Below are 17864 nucleotides of genomic sequence, written 5' to 3' on the forward strand. Positions count from 1 at the left end.
TATGGGGCCAGGAACTAAACCTTAGTTGTTGGCTGGCTCAGCTGGTCCTTCAACTCTTTTGGTGATGTAATAAACCGGGATACCAACCAGCATGATCAATACGCCCCATCCGCAGGTATCTGTTTTATAATATAAAAGTGCCACAGATAATGCGGTAGCTAAGATGATGTATAAAAATGGCAGGACCGGATATCCAAAAGCCTTATATGGTCTTTCTGCATTTGGCATTTTCCTTCTTAAGATAAAGATGCCATAGATGGTGAGGATGTAAAATATAAGTACAATAATTACCACAAAATCTAAGAGTGCGCCGTATTTACCTGTGAGGCACAATGCAGAAGCCCAGATGCCCTGGATCCATAGTGCCCATTCCGGTACATCTGCTGTATTTAACTTTGCCGCTTTTTTAAAAAACAGGCCATCTTTAGACATGGTATAATAGACACGCGCTCCAGCCATGATCAATCCGTTATTACATGCAAAGGTGGAGATCATGATCATGACAGCGATGATTATGGTACCTGCATCACCAAAAATATATTGTGCAGCTACAACAGCTACACGATCTGATTTTGCGGTCGTAATCTGATCCAGCGGCAATACTGCAATATACATCAGGTTGGCAAGGATATAAATTACACTTACTATAAATGTTCCAAGGAAAAGGCTCAGCCCTACATTACGCTGGGGATTTTTGATCTCTCCTGCAATAAAGGTTACCCCGTTCCAGGCATCACTTGAAAAGAGTGAACCGACCATTGCGGCGGCAATTCCTGAAAGTAACAGGGAACCATTTATGGGGGTCCATGCCATTGTTTCCAGATTAAACGATCGTGAATCCCAAACATTGGTCCAGTTGGCATTCCAGATCTCTGCTTTTGCACCAAGCATAAAACCAAATACGATAAGCCCCAATAAAGACAGGATCTTTATGATGGTTAAAAAGGTCTGAAGGAGCTTGCTGTTTTTTACGCCCCTGCTGTTTACATACGTCAGCAGTACGATGGTTACAATAGATACCAGCTGTGCTGCGCTGATGGAGAAATTACCAACACCGGTTTGAATATCCCAGAGGATATTGGTTTCACTGAACGGCTCGTATAAATACGCTGCAAATTTCGAAAAAGCAACTCCAACAGCCGCAATAGTTCCAGTCTGGATGACTGCAAAAAGACTCCAGCCATATAAAAATGCGATCAGTTTATTGTACGCTTCTTTTAAATACACATACTGGCCGCCTGCCTTTGGAAACATGGCGCTTAATTCGCCATAGCTGATTGCAGCAATCATAGTCATTAAAGCCGTTGCCACCCAGATCAGGATCAGCCAGCCGGCAGATCCAACTTGCCTGGTAATGTCTGCGCTGACAATAAATATTCCGGAGCCGATCATTGATCCAACTACCAGCATGGTACCATCTAGGAGTCCGAGTTCCCGTTTAAAAGAGCCGTCCTGAGTTTCTTTTTCCATTCTTATCGTTTGTAGGTTTGAGTTTGTTTTTTGAATTGGCCTGATTTGGGCTTCAAAAGCCATAAATACGGGGTCAATCCTGGTGTGCTAATATATTTAAAATTTACAACTATTTAGAAATAGTACGCGATATCGGACAGGTTATGAATTACTTGATAAAATATTTGGTAATTTCACAAACACGACTATTTTTGTATCCCTCCTTAATTGCGAAAACGAATCTATTAGTAAGATGTATGCAGGGAGAAATGCCAGTAAAGCGTAACCAAGTATAACCAAATATATAAACTAAACGATCAGGTATGGAGTTTCTACAAAACAATTTAATCTATTTTATTCCCTTGCTGGGCTTAATCGGCATTATTGTCATGGCCGTTAAGAGTGCATGGGTAAACAAGCAGGATGCGGGTGATCAGAACATGCAGGAACTTGCCGGCTACATTGCCGATGGGGCAATGGCCTTTTTAAAAGCTGAATGGAGGGTACTCAGTATTTTTGTCCTTTTTGCCGGCGCATTATTGGCCTATTCAGGTACGATCCATGAGATTAACGGCAAACCGATCCATTCGAGCTGGATCATTGCCATTTCTTTCGTGATCGGGGCTGTATTATCAGCAACAGCCGGATACATAGGAATGCGGTCTGCTACCAAAGCAAACGTGCGCACTACACAGGCCGCACGTACGAGCTTAAAACAAGCGTTAAAAGTTTCATTTACAGGGGGCACAGTAATGGGTCTTGGTGTGGCTGGACTTGCCGTACTGGGCCTGGGCGGACTATTCATCGTTTTTTTAAAATACTTTGATGTGATTGGCGCAGATGGTGTTGACACCATACACATGAAAACGGCTATTGAAGTGCTAACGGGTTTCTCCTTAGGGGCTGAATCTATTGCGCTATTTGCCCGCGTTGGCGGGGGTATTTATACCAAGGCGGCTGATGTTGGTGCCGATCTGGTTGGTAAAGTTGAAGCTGGTATTCCGGAAGATGATGTTCGGAACCCGGCTACGATTGCAGACAACGTTGGCGATAACGTGGGTGATGTTGCCGGTATGGGTGCAGATCTGTTTGGTTCTTATGTTGCCACGATCCTGGCTACCATGGTACTGGGGCAGGAAATTACAGTAGTGGATAAATTTGGCGGCATGTCTCCGATCTTGCTGCCTATGGTTATCTGCGGATTGGGAATTCTCTTCTCCATCATCGGAACCTGGTTTGTAACGATCAAAGATGAGCACTCCAATGTTCAGAATGCACTGAACCTCGGAAACTGGTCTTCCATTATCATTACTGCTGTTGCTTCTTATTTCATTGTGATGTGGATGCTTCCTGATACTTTAAGTCTTAGGGGATATGAGTTTTCCCGCATTAATGTGTTCTATGCCATTTTAGTGGGCCTCGTTGTGGGTACGATCATGAGCATTGTAACAGAGTACTACACTGCTATGGGTAAGGCTCCGGTAAATTCAATCATCCAGCAGTCTTCAACCGGTCATGCAACCAATATCATTGCTGGTTTGTCTGTCGGCATGAAATCAACAGTTGTGCCGATCCTGGTTTTGGCCGGTGGTATCATGTCTTCTTATTATTTTGCCGGTCTGTATGGCGTTGCTATTGCAGCGGCAGGTATGATGGCCACAACGGCGATGCAGCTGGCTATTGATGCCTTTGGCCCTATTGCCGATAATGCAGGAGGCATTGCAGAGATGAGCCAGTTACCTCCTGAGGTTCGTGAGCGCACGGATAACCTGGATGCGGTGGGGAACACCACTGCTGCTACCGGAAAAGGGTTTGCCATTGCATCAGCGGCATTAACGTCCCTTGCTTTATTTGCTGCATTTGTAGGCATTGCAGGGATCTCTGCGATCGATATTTATAAAGCACCTGTACTGGCCGGACTTTTTGTTGGTGGTATGATCCCTTTTGTATTTTCGGCACTGTGCATCCAGGCTGTTGGTAAAGCGGCCATGGATATGGTTCAGGAAGTGCGCAGACAGTTCCGTGAAATACCGGGCATCATGGAATATAAGGCGAAGCCGGAATATGAAAAATGTGTAGCCATTTCTACGAAGGCTTCCATCCGTGAAATGATGCTTCCTGGTGCCATCGCTTTAATTACGCCTGTTGTGGTCGGATTTATATTTGGCCCTGAAGTTTTAGGTGGTTTACTGGCAGGTGTTACCGTAACCGGTGTGCTGATGGGGATCTTCCAAAGCAATGCGGGCGGTGCGTGGGACAATGCAAAGAAATCTTTTGAAAAAGGTGTAGAGATCAATGGAGAGATGCATTATAAAAAATCAGAACCGCACAAAGCCTCTGTAACCGGTGACACGGTGGGTGATCCGTTCAAAGATACTTCTGGCCCTTCCATGAACATATTGATTAAGCTTATGTCGATTGTTTCGCTGGTTATTGCCCCGTATATTGCTGTTGCCGGCAACAGCCCGGATTATCCGTCTACGGAGATTAAAAAAGAAATAAAAATCGATAAAACCGTTGATTCTTTAGGTAACGTAAAGTTAGATACACTCATTAATCGAACAGACACTTTAAATATTGAGCAATAACATCATAATTATTACTTATAAAAGGGATTTTGTGTCAAAATCCCTTTTATTTTTAGATATATTTTCTTTAGGTTTGACTTTTAAAATATAAAGTAGACACTTATAGACACACTTTAACTAAACTAAACTATGAATTTTAGAAAGTCGATTGACTTACTTACAAAAGAAGCTACAGCTAGCGGTGAGGGTACACTGAAAAGAACCCTTGGTCCCGTTAACCTGGTAGCTTTAGGTATTGGTGCAATTATCGGTGCTGGATTATTCTCAATAACCGGTTCTGCAGCTGCCAATAATGCAGGTCCTGCAATTACGATCTCCTTTGTTATCGCAGCTATTGGTTGTGCATTTGCTGGTTTATGCTATGCAGAGTTTGCTTCCATGATTCCTGTTGCAGGTAGTGCTTACACCTATTCATATGCCACCATGGGCGAATTTGTTGCATGGATCATCGGATGGGATCTGGTACTTGAATATGCCGTTGGTGCCGCCACTGTTTCCATCAGCTGGAGCAGGTACCTGGTCAAGTTTCTCGAATACTTTGACATTCATCTCCCCGCACAGGTAGTGATGTCTCCATTTGATACCGCTACACTTGCTGACGGTTCTGTGGTTTCGGGTATGTTTAACTTACCTGCTGTGTTTATTGTTGTTTTAATGTCGCTGATCCTGATCAGGGGAACTAAAGAATCTGCTTTTATCAATGGCATCATAGTAGCTGTTAAAGTAGTGATCGTTATTATCTTTATCATCCTGGGATGGCAATATATCAATGCGGACAACTTCCAGCCTTATATCCCTACCAACACCGGAACATTTGGTGAGTATGGTATGTCTGGCGTAGTTCGTGCTGCAGGAATTGTGTTCTTTGCCTACATCGGCTTTGATGCCGTTTCTACTGCTGCCCAGGAAGCTAAAAACCCGAAAAAAGATATGCCAATCGGTATCCTGGTATCGCTGTTTATCTGTACCATCCTTTACATTCTTTTTGCTCACGTCATGACTGGTGTTGCAAACTATGAGTTGTTTAAAGGACAGGACGGTATCGCTCCGGTTGCTGTTGCGATTGACAATATGGGTGTCAAAGATGCTGCCGGAATTGTTACTCCTGCTTATCCATGGTTAAATAAATTGATCATCCTTGCTATTCTTGGTGGTTACGCTTCAGTAATCCTGGTGATGCTTATGGGACAATCAAGGGTATTCTTCTCGATGAGTAAAGATGGTTTATTACCAAAAGTATTCTCTAATGTTCACCCTAAGTTTAGTACTCCTGCAAAAAGCAACTTGTTGTTTATGGTATTTGTAAGTTTATTTGCTGCTTTTGTTCCTGCACGTGTGGTAGGTGAAATGACCAGTATTGGAACTTTATTTGCCTTTATCCTGGTTTGTATCGGTATCGTTATCCTTAGAAAACGCATGCCTGATCTTCCACGTGCATTTAAAGTACCTTTGGTTCCGCTTATTCCAATCTTAGGTGTACTGGTATGTTTAGGCATGATGGTATTCTTACCATTGGATACCTGGGTTCGTTTATTGGTATGGATGATCATCGGTATCAACGTTTACCTATTCTATGGTATCAAGAACAGTTTATTGTCAGACAATGTAACTGCAACACTGATCAGAAGCAATAAGGTAGTTTCTTATGTAGGTCTTGCACTGGCTGCCCTTTTAATTATTGTGGCATTGGTGCATCATCATACTACTGGCGGCACAGATACCGGTTTATATTACTTCTCACTTGGATTCGCTGTACTCCACATATTTGTATATATCTACCGGATTATGAATACCAGTCAGATCCAACCAAAATAATAAGTGCTCAAAATGCTTAATAAAAAAGCCCCTTCATCGCTGAAGTGGCTTTTTTATTGTTAAATAATTTACCTTTGTATCAAATCAATCGGCTATGGAGTTTAATTTCAGTCAAATCTTGTCTACCTCAATGGTGCTGTTTGCCATTATTGATATTCTGGGTGCTATCCCTGTAGTTATTGAGCTGAGAAGAAAGGCCGGACACATTGAATCTGAAAAGGCTACGATCGTGGCTACGGTTTTGATGGTCATTTTCCTGTTTGCCGGAGAGACCTTATTAAAGATCATCGGGCTGGATGTGGAGTCATTTGCCATTGCCGGCTCATTCGTTATCTTTTTCATCGCCATGGAGATGGTACTGGGATTAACCATCTTTAAAGAAGGTGATGCCCCTGAAACAGTTTCCATTGTTCCGCTTGCATTTCCACTTATTGCCGGGGCAGGAACCATGACCACCCTGTTGTCTTTAAAAACAGAATATGCGACTCAAAACATCATTGTTGGCATTATGCTGAATATGGTATTCGTTTACTTTGTATTGAAGAATACAGAACGCCTCGAACGTCTTTTCGGAAAGTCGGGCTTGAACGTACTTAGGAAAGCCTTTGGAATTATTCTATTGGCCATAGCCATCAAATTGTTCCGTAACAATACCGGATTGTAACAAAATATCGTTATATTAGTCTTAACATAAATCAGGTTGAGCACGTTTGGCATATTTTCAAATGTTTGAATCCTGAAGGACCAAATTTAAGTAAGCGCAGTAATCATGAACAGTTTTGAGCAACTTACGTTAATAATCGGCATTTTAGCCGTTCTTTTTGAGGCTGTTAAGCACATCAAAGAGAAACTTAAAGATTGGATGCATCCGCTTTAATCAAGCGCGCAGCAAACATGGTATCGGCTTTATTGCCATAACCCTTAATCACTTCCACACGCTCCAGTTTTAAAGGCAGGTTTTCAAGCAGCCAGGAGACTACTTCTTCATTTTCTTTCTTAAACACAGAGCAGGTGATATAGATCAATGGCTTTCCATCTTTAAGATATTTAACCACATTTGCAGCGATATTCTTTTGCAGCTTTGAGAAATAACTCACCTTGTGTTCGTCAAAATAGTACAGCATCTCTGGCGTTCGCCCCCAGGTACCCGAACCGGAGCATGGTGCATCTAATACGATTCCATCAAACTCATAGTGGTGAAGATCAACTTCATTGTTCAGCAGCAGGTCCAGTACTTTCTTTTGATATTTTTTTAATCCTGCATCGCGGAAACGCTCATCCAGGTTATTTAAGCTATTTTCTCTAACGTCACTGACCAATAACTGTATATTCGGCTGCAAGTCGTGCAGAAGCAGGGATTTACCGCCTGATGCCGCACAGCAATCCCACCAGTAATCCCAGGTTTGCGGATCAAAAAGATCTCCTGTTTTTTGTGAGGAAAGATCTTGTATTTGAAAATGCTTCTGATCCGGAATAATTTGTTCCAGCCTGGTACCATTTGGCAGCGCGAGTGTAGTTGGGCCAACTGTTATTGCTTCAACCCCATTTTCTTTCAGCGTTTTGGTAAGCTGGCTGATATCGTTTGCCTTTACCCTCAAAAAAAGATCTGGTTGTGTAAAGTAGGATTCGAAAAAAGATAATTCATCAATGGCTTCACTAAGCTGTTCTTTGAAATTAAAGACCTCTTTTAATTTAAACGCTGGAAAGTGCTGCTGGATCAGGGTAATTTTCTCTTTAACCGGCAGACCGGTCTGGTCTTTTAATTCTGGCAGGGTTGTTTCTACCACCAGGCCTGGTGTTGGGTTGCATAAAAAATCTGCAATGGCGAGCCTGGTTAACTGATCCTCTTTCATCAGGGCTTTACCAAGACGGAAAAAACTATAGATATACCGGTTTGCCCAGCGCCTGTCTGAAGAGCCCATTTGCTTATTTTTTTTAAAATAGGCAAATAGAAACCGATGCAGTGGTTGTACTCCGTCATAGCTTTTAAAGATCTGTTCAAACGCCCTTATCTGATGCTCTACTCTCATTCCATATTTTTTAGCGTAAAATCCTGGTACTTTAATAGCATGAGGCTAGTATTGATATATCCCAATTCCGGATCCTTACGGAAGGAAAAGTCATTCTGTAAACCATTGTATCTTTCCCTTTCCATGTATTTTAAATAGTCAAGACCATGTTCTGCCAATAGTTTAGCAAAGTAAAACCCGGTATCAAATCCCTTAAAGGCATATTCGCCAGGCTCGAAATGATAGGCTGCCCGATATTTGATAATAAAGGTTTTTACTGTTGAACGGGTATAATCTACTTTATAAGATGAGGTTACTGCCGTGTTTAAAGCTTGCAGCTTATCGGTATTGTAGTTCTGTTTGATCCAGCCGGGATGCCCATAAAGATCAACTGCCAGTCCTGCGTTTTTCATTTTGACCAATTTATCCAGTGTTGGCACCACGAACTTCTGATCGTCAGAACATACGATGATCACATATTTCTTGTTCCTGATCAATTTGGTTTCCATGGTAAATACGGAGCCAAATTCCTGAAGTAAAAACTTCCGGCTGGGGTTTGCAAAGTAGGTCCTTAATGGTTTGGCCATCAGTTCATCACTTGCACTTTTTGGATTGATCAGTACCACTACCGTTTGGGCAGGATTGTAATGTTTATTTATATAATCTCCGATTTTTTGCGCATGCAGGTCAACGTTACTGACCAGTGAGATTAGGTTTGGGTTTTTAAATTCTGCGGGGTGACTTGCCGCTAAGGGGCTTACCACAGGAATCCCTTTGCTTAGCGAATAACTGGTGATGTGTTTTAGGCCTTGCGGAAAAACGGGGCCTATGATCAGATCAGAACCCAGCAGGCTTCCATTTTGTATTAAGCCATCAATCTGCGCATTTTCATCCCTGGTATCGTAAACTTTGAGTTTAAAATTGAGGCCGAGTGCTGCTGCTGAATCTACGCCAAGTTTAAAGCCCTGGTAAAAATCTATGGCCATTGCTGCTTTCTCTACCTCTGCCCTGGTTGCCGTTTTAAGCCTGATCTCATTTAACTTAAAAGGTACGAGCAAAGAAATGGTTGCCTGTGTAAATTTCACATCAGGCTTTACCGTTTCTTTTTCAACGCTTTTAGGAATATCCGGCTTTTTAACATTCGTATTTATTTTTGGCGAACATGACGCTAAAAATAATCCGAGACAGATGATCAGCCAATGTTTATTCCCACTCAATTGTGGCTGGTGGTTTAGAGCTAATATCATATACAACGCGGTTAATTCCTTTTACTTTATTAATAATTTCGTTAGAAATTTTTGCGAGTACAGGGTATGGAAGGTGACACCAGTCAGCAGTCATACCGTCAACAGATTCTACAGCCCGTAAGCAGATTACGTTTTCATACGTACGCTCATCTCCCATTACGCCTACTGACTGCACGGGAAGAAATATTGCACCTGCCTGCCATACCTGGTCGTATAAACCTGCTTCTTTTAAGTTATCGATATAGATGGCATCGGCTTCCTGCAGGATGGCTACTTTTTCTGCGGTCACATCACCAAGGATGCGGATTGCCAAACCCGGTCCGGGGAAAGGGTGACGGCCTATAATAAAATGTTCCAATCCAAGTGATCTGCCCACTCTTCTTACTTCGTCTTTAAACAACGTATTTAGCGGCTCTACCACCTTCAATTTCATAAAGTCTGGCAATCCGCCTACATTATGGTGTGATTTGATGGTTGCTGACGGTCCTTTTACGGAAACCGATTCAATTACATCGGGATAAATGGTGCCTTGTGCCAGCCATTTTACATCCTGTACCTGGTGTGCTTCATCATCAAATACTTCAATGAATACACGTCCGATTGCCTTACGTTTTAATTCCGGATCTTTCACGTTAGCCAGCTGGCTAAGAAAACGGTCTTTGGCATCAACTCCTTTAATGTTTAAACCCAGGTGTTTATACTGTTCCAAAACAGATTCATACTCTCCCTTGCGCAGTAAGCCGTTGTCTACAAAGATACAGTGTAAGTTTTTCCCTATGGCTTTATGCAGCAGAACGGCAGCAACGCTGGAGTCTACCCCTCCGGAAAGACCAAGTACCACTTTATCGTTTCCTAGTTTTGCCTGTAAATCTGCAATGGTAGTTTCTACGAATGCATCCGGGGTCCACTCTTGTTTACATCCGCAGATGTCTACCAGGAAGTTTTCCAATAGTTGCTTTCCATCCAGGCTATGTGTTACTTCCGGGTGGAACTGGATGCCATAGGTATCTGAATCTTTTACCTGGAATGCAGCAACTTTAACGCTGTCTGTACTGGCAATAAGTTCAAAGTTTTCTGGAACTACAGTGATGGTATCGCCGTGTGACATCCAAACCTGGGAGTCAACCGCTATATTTTTAAACAATTTGTTACCTGAAGCAACAAAGTTCAGGTTAGCGCGGCCATATTCTCTTGTGGATGAAGGCTGAACCTCACCACCTGAGTGCTGTGCTATATATTGTGCACCATAACAAACTGCCAGTACCGGGAAGTTTTTATGGAATTTTTTCAGATCTACTTGAGGAGCATCTTCCTGACGAACAGAGTAAGGGCTACCGGAGAAAATGATTCCCTTTACATCGGATGAAATTTCAGGAATATTATTAAAAGGATGAATTTCGCAATAAACGTTTAATTCGCGTACCCTGCGGGCAATTAACTGTGTGTATTGGGAACCAAAATCGAGAATTATGATTTTTTCTAGCATGGCCAAAGTTAAGAAAATTTAATTACCTCCACACCGAACCTTCTTAAAAAATCAACACCTTCATCGCTCGGCAACCCTTTATATTCGGCATAGGAATCTTTATAGAACACCAGTTTAATTCCTGATGATAAAATTAACCTTGCACAAGCAATGCAGGGGGAGAGTGTGGTGTATAAAGTTGATCCCGAGATCTTGGATCCGTTTTTTACGGCATACAGTATGGCATTCTCTTCTGCGTGCAGGGCCAGGGAGCAGCTTCCGCGCGAGTCTCTGTTGCATCCGGTCTCCGGCCATTCTTCATCACAGTTGTGTGTTCCTGCCGGAGGCCCGTTATATCCGATAGAAATGATCCGGGTATCTTTTGCCAGAACTGCTCCTACATGTGCGCGTACACAATGCGACCTGGTGGACAGATCGGACGCTAAGTTCATAAAAATATGATTGAAACTTGGTTTACTCATGTTGTTATATAATAAAAGGCTGCCCATTCAAAAGAACGAGCAGCCTTTTAACAGATTTTTTATTTTAATGACCGCCTTCAGCAGCGATCTCTTCGATATTAATTCCTTGTTTTTTTAGTTCACCACTAACTTTCCATGCAAAGAAAACCAAATATGCAAAGCCAATTACCGGAACGATGTATGAATTGTGAATACCTGCGCTATCTGCCAGCTCTCCTTGAATTGGCGGAATGATTGCACCACCAAGGATCATCATGATTAAGAAAGAAGACCCCTGACTGGTATATTTTCCAAGACCAGTGATGGATAATGCAAAAATAGACGGCCACATGATTGAGCAGCACAATCCACCGCTTACAAATGCAAATATGGCAACCTCACCGGTTGTGAACAGGCCGACTAACATTGCTATTGCACCCAGTGTACCAAATACAGCAAGTGTTTTAGCTGGTTTTTCTTGTCCGATATAGAATGCTGCGATCAGTATGACGATACATACTGCATAAACATATAAATTACCTATGTCTGTTCCTGTAAAATGGTTCACCAGCAAGATGACACCAAAAGCAATAAACGGTACAACCACAGTTAATACGTTACGAACTGTTTTTGTCAGGTTAAATGCACTGATTGCACCTGTCCACCTTCCGATCATCATGCTTCCCCAATATAAAGAGATGTATGGTTTAATGTCTGCCGAAGTAAGTGATCCGAATTCCGGAAGACCTAACAACGCGCCTAAGTTACTTTGAATGGTTACCTCTGTACCTACGTACATAAAGATGGCCAGCATGCCGAGGATCAATTGAGGATATTGCATGGCTCCCCATTTAGAAGCATCTTCTTTTTTAGCCATATAGCCAAATAAAAGGGCTCCAATGATGATTACCAATGATGAATATACAAAGATAGACGCACTAATTCCTGTCATATTTGCTAAGGGGCCTGCTGCTGCTACCATTAAAAAGCCTAAGATCATTACCACAAGCGGACCTGTTGGTTTAGGGCTGGATTCAATTTTCTCGTTGCTGGTTACATCAGGAAGTTTTGATACGGCATAGAATACGGCCACTGCAAGGAAAAGACCTGCAAGAATATAATATAAGTTATTGATTGATGAGATCTCAACCGTTTTAGCAACGGCATCATTGGCTGTTCCAAACAGGACTACACTGACAATTACCGGACCCATTAAGCCGCCGAAATTGTTGATACCACCTGCAAGATTTAAACGGTTTGCTCCGCCTTCAGGATTTCCCAATGCCACTACAAATGGATTGGCAGCAGTTTGCTGAAGTGAGAACCCCAATGCAATTACAAAAAATGCGAATAAGATAAATAAGAATGAACCGGAATGAACTGCAGGGATCATCAGTAAAGCTCCTCCTGCCGAGATCACCAAACCGGCAATGATCCCTTTCTTATATCCGATCTTATTCAGGATATCTACTTTACTTGCTTGTGAAGCGAAGTATAAGATCAATGATCCGATAAAATATCCACCATAAAAGGTAAAGTCTATTAGTTGGGATTCAAACTGGGTTAGGCTAAAATGTTGTTTACAAAATGGGATGAAGATTCCGTTTGATGCGGCTACAAATCCCCAGAAGAAAAACACGGTAATGATTGTATACAGTGCTGTTCCGTAATTCTTTTGTGACTGTTGTTCCATATATTGGTTAGTAATAATTTTATGCGTTAAACATAAATAAAAAAAACTGTATGCAGGTAGCCTTGTTTGTAATATTTCAATATTTTTAATGGGCTGAGGGCAATAAATCTAGTTAAAAAAAAGGGCGTAGATTCTATTTAAAATTGCATATTAGCATAATATATATGACGAGCTGAATGTTTGAAGCAATATTACAAGGGATTGGTGCGGGGATATTATTTTCGTTTTTGACGGGTCCCGTTTTTTTTTCTATGATAAAGACCAGCATTGAAAAAGGCTTTAAGGCTGGCTTTTCTTTAGCTATTGGGGTAGTTTTTAGCGACATAATATTTATTATCCTCACTATTTTCACTTCACAATTTGTAGATTATAATGCTGAATACAATCAATATATAGGGATTATTGGCGGGCTTTTCCTATTTGGGATCGGGGTCTATTATCTTTTCAATAAGGTAAAGGTTAGCTATGATATTTCTGAAACCATTAAGATACGGAAGCGCGGTTATATCTTAAAAGGTTTTTTAATGTGCCTTTTATCCCCTTCTACGCTGATGTTCTGGATTATGGTTGGCGGGATTATTTCTGTACAGCTCCATTATGATATGGCTGAAAAGGTGGTTTTCTTTGTGATTGCAATGGCTACACAGCTATCCGTTGATTGCATCAAGACGTATTATGCCGCCAAGCTGAGATACCGCATTAAAGAAAAGAACATCCAGATGCTCAATAAGATTGCCGGTGCTGTTATTTTAATCTTCGCGATCCGGTTGTTTGTTGAGGTCATTCTAAAACATTACAAATAATTATTCCAGTGGGATTAACGGTTTGTATTTATTGATCTAACTGAATACTTATCCTACAAAAAAACCGATGCTGCCCGCATCGGTTTTTTTGTTTGTTATGACCTTTACGATCCGGAACATTTCCGTGCTGGCTCCCCACTAATGGCATATTAATTAAGCTAACGCGTGATCTTTAATTCTTATTCCGTTATAAGCGTTCTTAATTAAAACGTTCTTACACGGTATTGTCTTATTATGCGCTTTTAATATGCTCTCTGGTTATTTCCCTCTTTCCAGTTTACAAATGCTTTGTTTACTACTTTGTTTCCACCAGGTGTTGGGTAGTTACCTGAGAAATACCAGTCTCCGGTATGATTCGGACAAGCAATGTGTAAATTATCAAGCGTCTGGTAGATTACCTCAACTTCCGCTGTGATGTCTTCCGGAGTAATGATCTTAGTGATCTGTGCAGAGATCTCTTCCTGTTTAAATGGTCTGTAAATATCCTTTACGTGATTGACGATCTCTTCTTTAGGAAGCAACAGCGATGCTTTACATTTTTGATATACTTCTTCAATGATGTGTTCCAATCCGCGGGCCTTTAACAATTGAATGGCTGCTTCGAAAGCTACAAACTGTCCCATTTTAGACATATCGATACCATAACAATCCGGATAACGGATCTGTGGTGCAGAGGATACAATGATGATCTTTTTAGGATGCAGCCTGTCGATAATCTTTATGATGCTTTGTTTAAGCGTTGTTCCCCTTACAATAGAATCATCAATAGCAACCAGGGTATCGGTATGGTTCTTAATTACACCGTAAGTGGTATCGTACACGTGTGCGACCATATCCTGTCTGTCGGCATCCTGGGTAATGAACGTTCTTAATTTTACATCTTTGATCGCCAGTTTTTCTACCCGCGGACTCATTGACAACAATTCTTCCAGTTGCTGGTCGTCCAGCTTATCTTTACGGTGAAGCAAGGTATCCTTTTGTACATTCCGGATGTAGCTGTGCAGTCCTTCTACCATTCCGTAGAAAGAAACCTCTGCGGTATTCGGAATAAAAGAGAAAACGGTATTCTTTAAATCGGCACTTACAGAATCAAGGATCTGCTTGCAGAGTAAAGCGCCTAAATGTTTCCGTTCTTTATAGATCTCTGCATCGCTTCCTCTGGAGAAATAGATCCGTTCAAAAGAACACGCTCTTTTTTCTTCCGGCTCTCTAAAGATCTCCTGGGTTACGGTACCGTCTTTTTTTACGATCAGGGCATGTCCGGGTTCAATTTCTTTGACATCCCTGAATGGAATGTTAAACGCAGTCTGAATGGCCGGTCTTTCAGATGCTGCTACCACGATCTCATCATCCTGATAGTAATAGGCTGGTCTGATTCCTGATGGGTCTCTCAACACAAATGCATCTCCGTTGCCAACAATACCTGAAATGGCATATCCCCCATCCCAATTCTTTGCTGAACGTTTTAATATTTTTGCAATATCTAAGTTATCAGATATCTTATGTGTAATGTCTACATTGTCCAGGCCTTCTTTTTTGTACTCGTCAAAAAGCTCCTGATTTTCATCATCCAGAAAGTGACCTATTTTCTCTAATACGGTTACGGTATCTGCCTGTTCTTTTGGATGCTGACCCAATTCATACAGTTGCTCCAGCAACTCATCCACATTGGTCATGTTGAAGTTACCTGCGATAACGAGGTTACGCGTCATCCAGTTGTTTTGACGCAGGAACGGGTGACAGTTCTCGATACTGTTCTGACCATGCGTACCATAGCGTAAGTGGCCTAATAACACCTCACCAATAAAACTAACATTTGCCTTAAGCCATTCTGCATCCAGCATTAACTCCGGGGTTTCATTCTGAATGTCTACAAACTTGCTCTGTACATACCCGAAAATATCTGCTACTGCGTTTTGTGCCATAGAGCGGTACCTGCTGATGTAACGGTGCCCGGGTTTCACATCCAGTTTAATGGTTGCTATACCTGCTCCATCCTGACCGCGGTTGTGCTGTTTCTCCATCAAGAGATAAAGCTTGTTTAAACCATAAAGCGCAGTACCGTATTTTTCCTGGTAGTATGAGAGCGGTTTTAAAAGACGGATAAAGGCTATTCCGCATTCATGTTTTATCGAGTCACTCATTGGGGTGTGTTATTTGAGCCGCAAATTTAGAGTTAATAATAATCAGAACCTAGAAAGAAATAGATTCTTTCATTCAGATTATAATTCAAGGATCATTTGCTATTTCCGGGATCTGTATGCATGGAATGCACCGTTTCTTCAAAAAACACGGAGGCATGGGTATCAAACTGAACCGGATCTCCTGAAGTATAAAAAAGACGTTTGGCTTCTTTGGCAATTTGCGATTCGATTTCGGGATGATTTTGAAGGTAGGTAACCAGGCTATCTGAAACGATGTCACCCTGCCCGAGCAGATTGATATGCGCAGGGAGGACTTCCCTGATCTTAGGCACCAGCAATGGATAATGGGTACAGGCCAGCAGGATGCAATCGATATTGTCATCCTTAGCAATCAATTCTTTTACATACCTGTCTACAAAATAATCTGCCCCTGGCGAGGTATGTTCATTGTTCTCCACCAGCGGCACCCACATTGGGCAGCTTTGCTGCAGTACTTTTACATCGGGAAAGAACTTATTGATCTCCATCAGATAAGATTCAGAATTAACTGTACCGCGTGTTCCCATTACACCGATGGTTTTTGATGTGGTAAAATCACCTACAATCTCCGCTGTTGGGCGGATTACGCCCAGAACCCTGTGATTGGGATATTTAACAGGAAGTACTTTTTGCTGAATGGAACGCAGTGCTTTTGCGGATGCTGTATTACAGGCAAGAATAACCAGTGGGCAGCCTTGTGCAAATAACCATTCTACACATTCCAGGGTATATTGATAAACCGTTTCAAAGGAATGGTCGCCATAGGGTGACCGTGAATTATCTCCTAAATAAATGTAATTGTATTGGGGAAGTTTTTTTGCTATAGATTTAAATACGGTTAAACCTCCATAGCCAGAATCAAATACACCAATAGAATGCTTATTATCCATTATAAAAAAAAACGGGATTGAGTTTTATCACTCAATCCCGCAATTTAATTATTTTATGCTACAATTGTTTTAGACCGCTGTATTAAATGTGCGGAACAATTATTTGCTTATTTTTTAGGTGCTACTGCAGCTGTTGCTGGTATGCCTAATTTAGTTTTAACTAGTGCAGTGATGTCTTCGCCACCATCCCAGTATACCAATCCCTGGTTTGCTGTATCAAATACGTAAGTATACCCTCTTTCTTTAGATACTGCTTTAATTGCAGCGTCAGCTTTAGCCTGGATTGGAGTAAACAACTCCTGGTTTTTTTGCTCTAATTCCTGTTGAGCTTTAGCTCTTGCATCTTCAATACGTTTTTGAAGATCCTGAAGCTGACCACCCATTGTTTGCAGTTCTTTATCTACTGTTTCTTTGTTTGCTTCGCTTCTGGTTTTTTCTTTAGCTTGTGCACCTGCAAGAGTTGTTTGATATTCAGCGATCATTTTATCAATGTCACCAGATTTAGTTTTTCTAAATGCTTCCAATGTAGTTTGCGCAGTCTTAACCTCAGGCATTGCTTCAATAATATTAGCTGAATTTAAATGCGCTAATTTTTGTTGTGCACTTGCAATATTAGCAGTAAATAATAAACCTGCTGCAATAAAAAATGCGTTCATTAACTTTCTCATCTCTATTTTTCTTAATAATTGTTTTTACTCTACTATTTGTGTGTATGTTATTTTATAATTGTACCTGGTTTATAGCCAAGCCTGGTAATTACATCATTGCTGATGTCGTAATTGCTGCTTGCATAGATCATCATGGTTGCCTCGCTACTTTTATCAAAGATAAAGTCTAAAAGCTTAACTTTTGCAATTTCTCCGATTGCTTTTGTTACTTTATCCTGGATCGGGCTAATTAACTTGGTACGGTTTTGAAACAGTTCTCCATCCGGCCCAAAGATCCGGCGCTGAAAATCTTTAGCGGCTTTTTCCTTTTCAATGATCTCGTTCTCTCTTCTCTTACGCATATCTTCAGTCAGTAAAACCTGATCTGCCTGATAGGTCTTATACATCTTGTCTATTTCAACAAAGTTGTTGTCAACCTGCTGCTGCCACTGCTCAGACAAAATGGTCAATTGGTTTAATGACGATTTGTATTCAGGCATGTGTTTTAATATATATTCTGTATCTACATACGCAAACTTCTGTGCAAACGCTCCAACCCCCGTAAAAAGCAGAAAGCATATTAAAATGTACTTTTTCATGTGTCTGATTTATAA

General features: G+C 41.4%; 14 protein-coding genes. 4 read left to right on the top strand and 10 right to left on the bottom strand.

The features are described 5' to 3' along the window. Positions 1-21 precede the first annotated feature (21 nt). Positions 22-1470, bottom strand: coding sequence for an APC family permease (locus tag ATK78_RS16980; RefSeq protein ID WP_133577342.1), 1449 nt, complete (start codon positions 1468-1470; stop codon positions 22-24). Between the two features lie 302 nt (positions 1471-1772). On the opposite strand from ATK78_RS16980, the gene ATK78_RS16985 reads away from it, so the two are divergent. From ATK78_RS16985 to ATK78_RS16995, 3 genes are all read left to right on the top strand, one after another. Further along, positions 1773-4037: a sodium-translocating pyrophosphatase gene (locus ATK78_RS16985; RefSeq protein ID WP_133577343.1), complete on the top strand. Its 2265-nt coding sequence runs from the start codon at positions 1773-1775 to the stop codon at positions 4035-4037. Positions 4038-4166: 129 nt separating this feature from the next. After that, a complete protein-coding gene (locus ATK78_RS16990; RefSeq protein ID WP_133577344.1) occupies positions 4167-5852 on the top strand; it encodes an amino acid permease in 1686 nt (561 codons plus the stop codon). Between the two features lie 94 nt (positions 5853-5946). Continuing rightward, the gene (locus ATK78_RS16995) at positions 5947-6516 is read left to right on the top strand and encodes a MarC family protein (protein WP_133577345.1); all 570 of its coding nucleotides are present in this window, start codon (positions 5947-5949) and stop codon (positions 6514-6516) included. Positions 6517-6703: 187 nt separating this feature from the next. On the opposite strand, the gene ATK78_RS17000 is transcribed toward ATK78_RS16995, so the two are convergent. The 5 genes from ATK78_RS17000 to ATK78_RS17020 all read right to left on the bottom strand — a co-directional run bounded on the left by ATK78_RS17000 (position 6704) and on the right by ATK78_RS17020 (position 12727). Further along, positions 6704-7882, bottom strand: a complete 1179-nt coding sequence (locus tag ATK78_RS17000; protein WP_133577346.1) for an RsmB/NOP family class I SAM-dependent RNA methyltransferase — start codon at positions 7880-7882, stop codon at positions 6704-6706. Beyond that, on the bottom strand, positions 7879-9108 hold the full coding sequence (locus ATK78_RS17005; protein ID WP_133577347.1) for an ABC transporter substrate-binding protein: 1230 nt from the start codon (positions 9106-9108) through the stop codon (positions 7879-7881). Before ATK78_RS17005 ends, ATK78_RS17000 begins: the two co-directional genes overlap by 4 nt. After that, positions 9065-10594, bottom strand: coding sequence for a glutamine-hydrolyzing GMP synthase (guaA, locus tag ATK78_RS17010; protein ID WP_133577348.1), 1530 nt, complete (start codon positions 10592-10594; stop codon positions 9065-9067). Before guaA ends, ATK78_RS17005 begins: the two co-directional genes overlap by 44 nt. An 8-nt stretch (positions 10595-10602) precedes the next feature. Then, a complete protein-coding gene (locus ATK78_RS17015; RefSeq protein WP_394346948.1) occupies positions 10603-11025 on the bottom strand; it encodes a deoxycytidylate deaminase in 423 nt (140 codons plus the stop codon). Between the two features lie 94 nt (positions 11026-11119). Next, on the bottom strand, positions 11120-12727 hold the full coding sequence (locus ATK78_RS17020; protein ID WP_133577350.1) for an MFS transporter: 1608 nt from the start codon (positions 12725-12727) through the stop codon (positions 11120-11122). 176 nt (positions 12728-12903) lie between these two features. Between ATK78_RS17020 and ATK78_RS17025 the strand changes: the two genes are divergently transcribed. Next, complete coding sequence (locus ATK78_RS17025) at positions 12904-13530, top strand: LysE family translocator (RefSeq protein WP_133577351.1); 627 nt, start codon at positions 12904-12906, stop codon at positions 13528-13530. Between the two features lie 242 nt (positions 13531-13772). On the opposite strand, the gene ATK78_RS17030 is transcribed toward ATK78_RS17025, so the two are convergent. The 4 genes from ATK78_RS17030 to ATK78_RS17045 all read right to left on the bottom strand — a co-directional run bounded on the left by ATK78_RS17030 (position 13773) and on the right by ATK78_RS17045 (position 17849). Continuing rightward, on the bottom strand, positions 13773-15674 hold the full coding sequence (locus ATK78_RS17030) for an amidophosphoribosyltransferase (protein ID WP_133577352.1): 1902 nt from the start codon (positions 15672-15674) through the stop codon (positions 13773-13775). Between the two features lie 92 nt (positions 15675-15766). After that, positions 15767-16603, bottom strand: a complete 837-nt coding sequence (gene murI, locus ATK78_RS17035; protein WP_133577353.1) for a glutamate racemase — start codon at positions 16601-16603, stop codon at positions 15767-15769. A 107-nt stretch (positions 16604-16710) separates the two neighbouring features. Then, positions 16711-17271: an OmpH family outer membrane protein gene (locus tag ATK78_RS17040; protein WP_133577354.1), complete on the bottom strand. Its 561-nt coding sequence runs from the start codon at positions 17269-17271 to the stop codon at positions 16711-16713. 47 nt (positions 17272-17318) lie between these two features. Beyond that, positions 17319-17849, bottom strand: coding sequence for an OmpH family outer membrane protein (locus tag ATK78_RS17045; RefSeq protein ID WP_133577355.1), 531 nt, complete (start codon positions 17847-17849; stop codon positions 17319-17321). Positions 17850-17864: the final 15 nt, after the last annotated feature.

The sequence above is a fragment of the Pedobacter metabolipauper genome (assembly GCF_004362715.1).
In the GTDB taxonomy this organism is placed as follows: Bacteria; Bacteroidota; Bacteroidia; order Sphingobacteriales; family Sphingobacteriaceae; genus Pedobacter; species Pedobacter metabolipauper.

Bases quoted from the DNA above. Each gene is read 5' to 3' on its own strand.
- ATK78_RS17015 (WP_394346948.1), bottom strand. From the start codon at position 11,025: ATGAACTTAGCGTCCGATCTGTCCACCAGGTCGCATTGTGTACGCGCA.
- ATK78_RS16985 (WP_133577343.1), top strand. From the start codon at position 1,773: ATGGAGTTTCTACAAAACAATTTAATCTATTTTATTCCCTTGCTGGGC.
- ATK78_RS16995 (WP_133577345.1), top strand. From the start codon at position 5,947: ATGGAGTTTAATTTCAGTCAAATCTTGTCTACCTCAATGGTGCTGTTT.
- guaA (WP_133577348.1), bottom strand. From the start codon at position 10,594: ATGCTAGAAAAAATCATAATTCTCGATTTTGGTTCCCAATACACACAG.
- ATK78_RS16980 (WP_133577342.1), bottom strand. From the start codon at position 1,470: ATGGAAAAAGAAACTCAGGACGGCTCTTTTAAACGGGAACTCGGACTC.
- ATK78_RS17000 (WP_133577346.1), bottom strand. From the start codon at position 7,882: ATGAGAGTAGAGCATCAGATAAGGGCGTTTGAACAGATCTTTAAAAGC.
- ATK78_RS17005 (WP_133577347.1), bottom strand. From the start codon at position 9,108: ATGATATTAGCTCTAAACCACCAGCCACAATTGAGTGGGAATAAACAT.
- ATK78_RS17045 (WP_133577355.1), bottom strand. From the start codon at position 17,849: ATGAAAAAGTACATTTTAATATGCTTTCTGCTTTTTACGGGGGTTGGA.
- ATK78_RS17040 (WP_133577354.1), bottom strand. From the start codon at position 17,271: ATGAGAAAGTTAATGAACGCATTTTTTATTGCAGCAGGTTTATTATTT.
- murI (WP_133577353.1), bottom strand. From the start codon at position 16,603: ATGGATAATAAGCATTCTATTGGTGTATTTGATTCTGGCTATGGAGGT.
- ATK78_RS17020 (WP_133577350.1), bottom strand. From the start codon at position 12,727: ATGGAACAACAGTCACAAAAGAATTACGGAACAGCACTGTATACAATC.
- ATK78_RS16990 (WP_133577344.1), top strand. From the start codon at position 4,167: ATGAATTTTAGAAAGTCGATTGACTTACTTACAAAAGAAGCTACAGCT.
- ATK78_RS17025 (WP_133577351.1), top strand. From the start codon at position 12,904: ATGTTTGAAGCAATATTACAAGGGATTGGTGCGGGGATATTATTTTCG.
- ATK78_RS17030 (WP_133577352.1), bottom strand. From the start codon at position 15,674: ATGAGTGACTCGATAAAACATGAATGCGGAATAGCCTTTATCCGTCTT.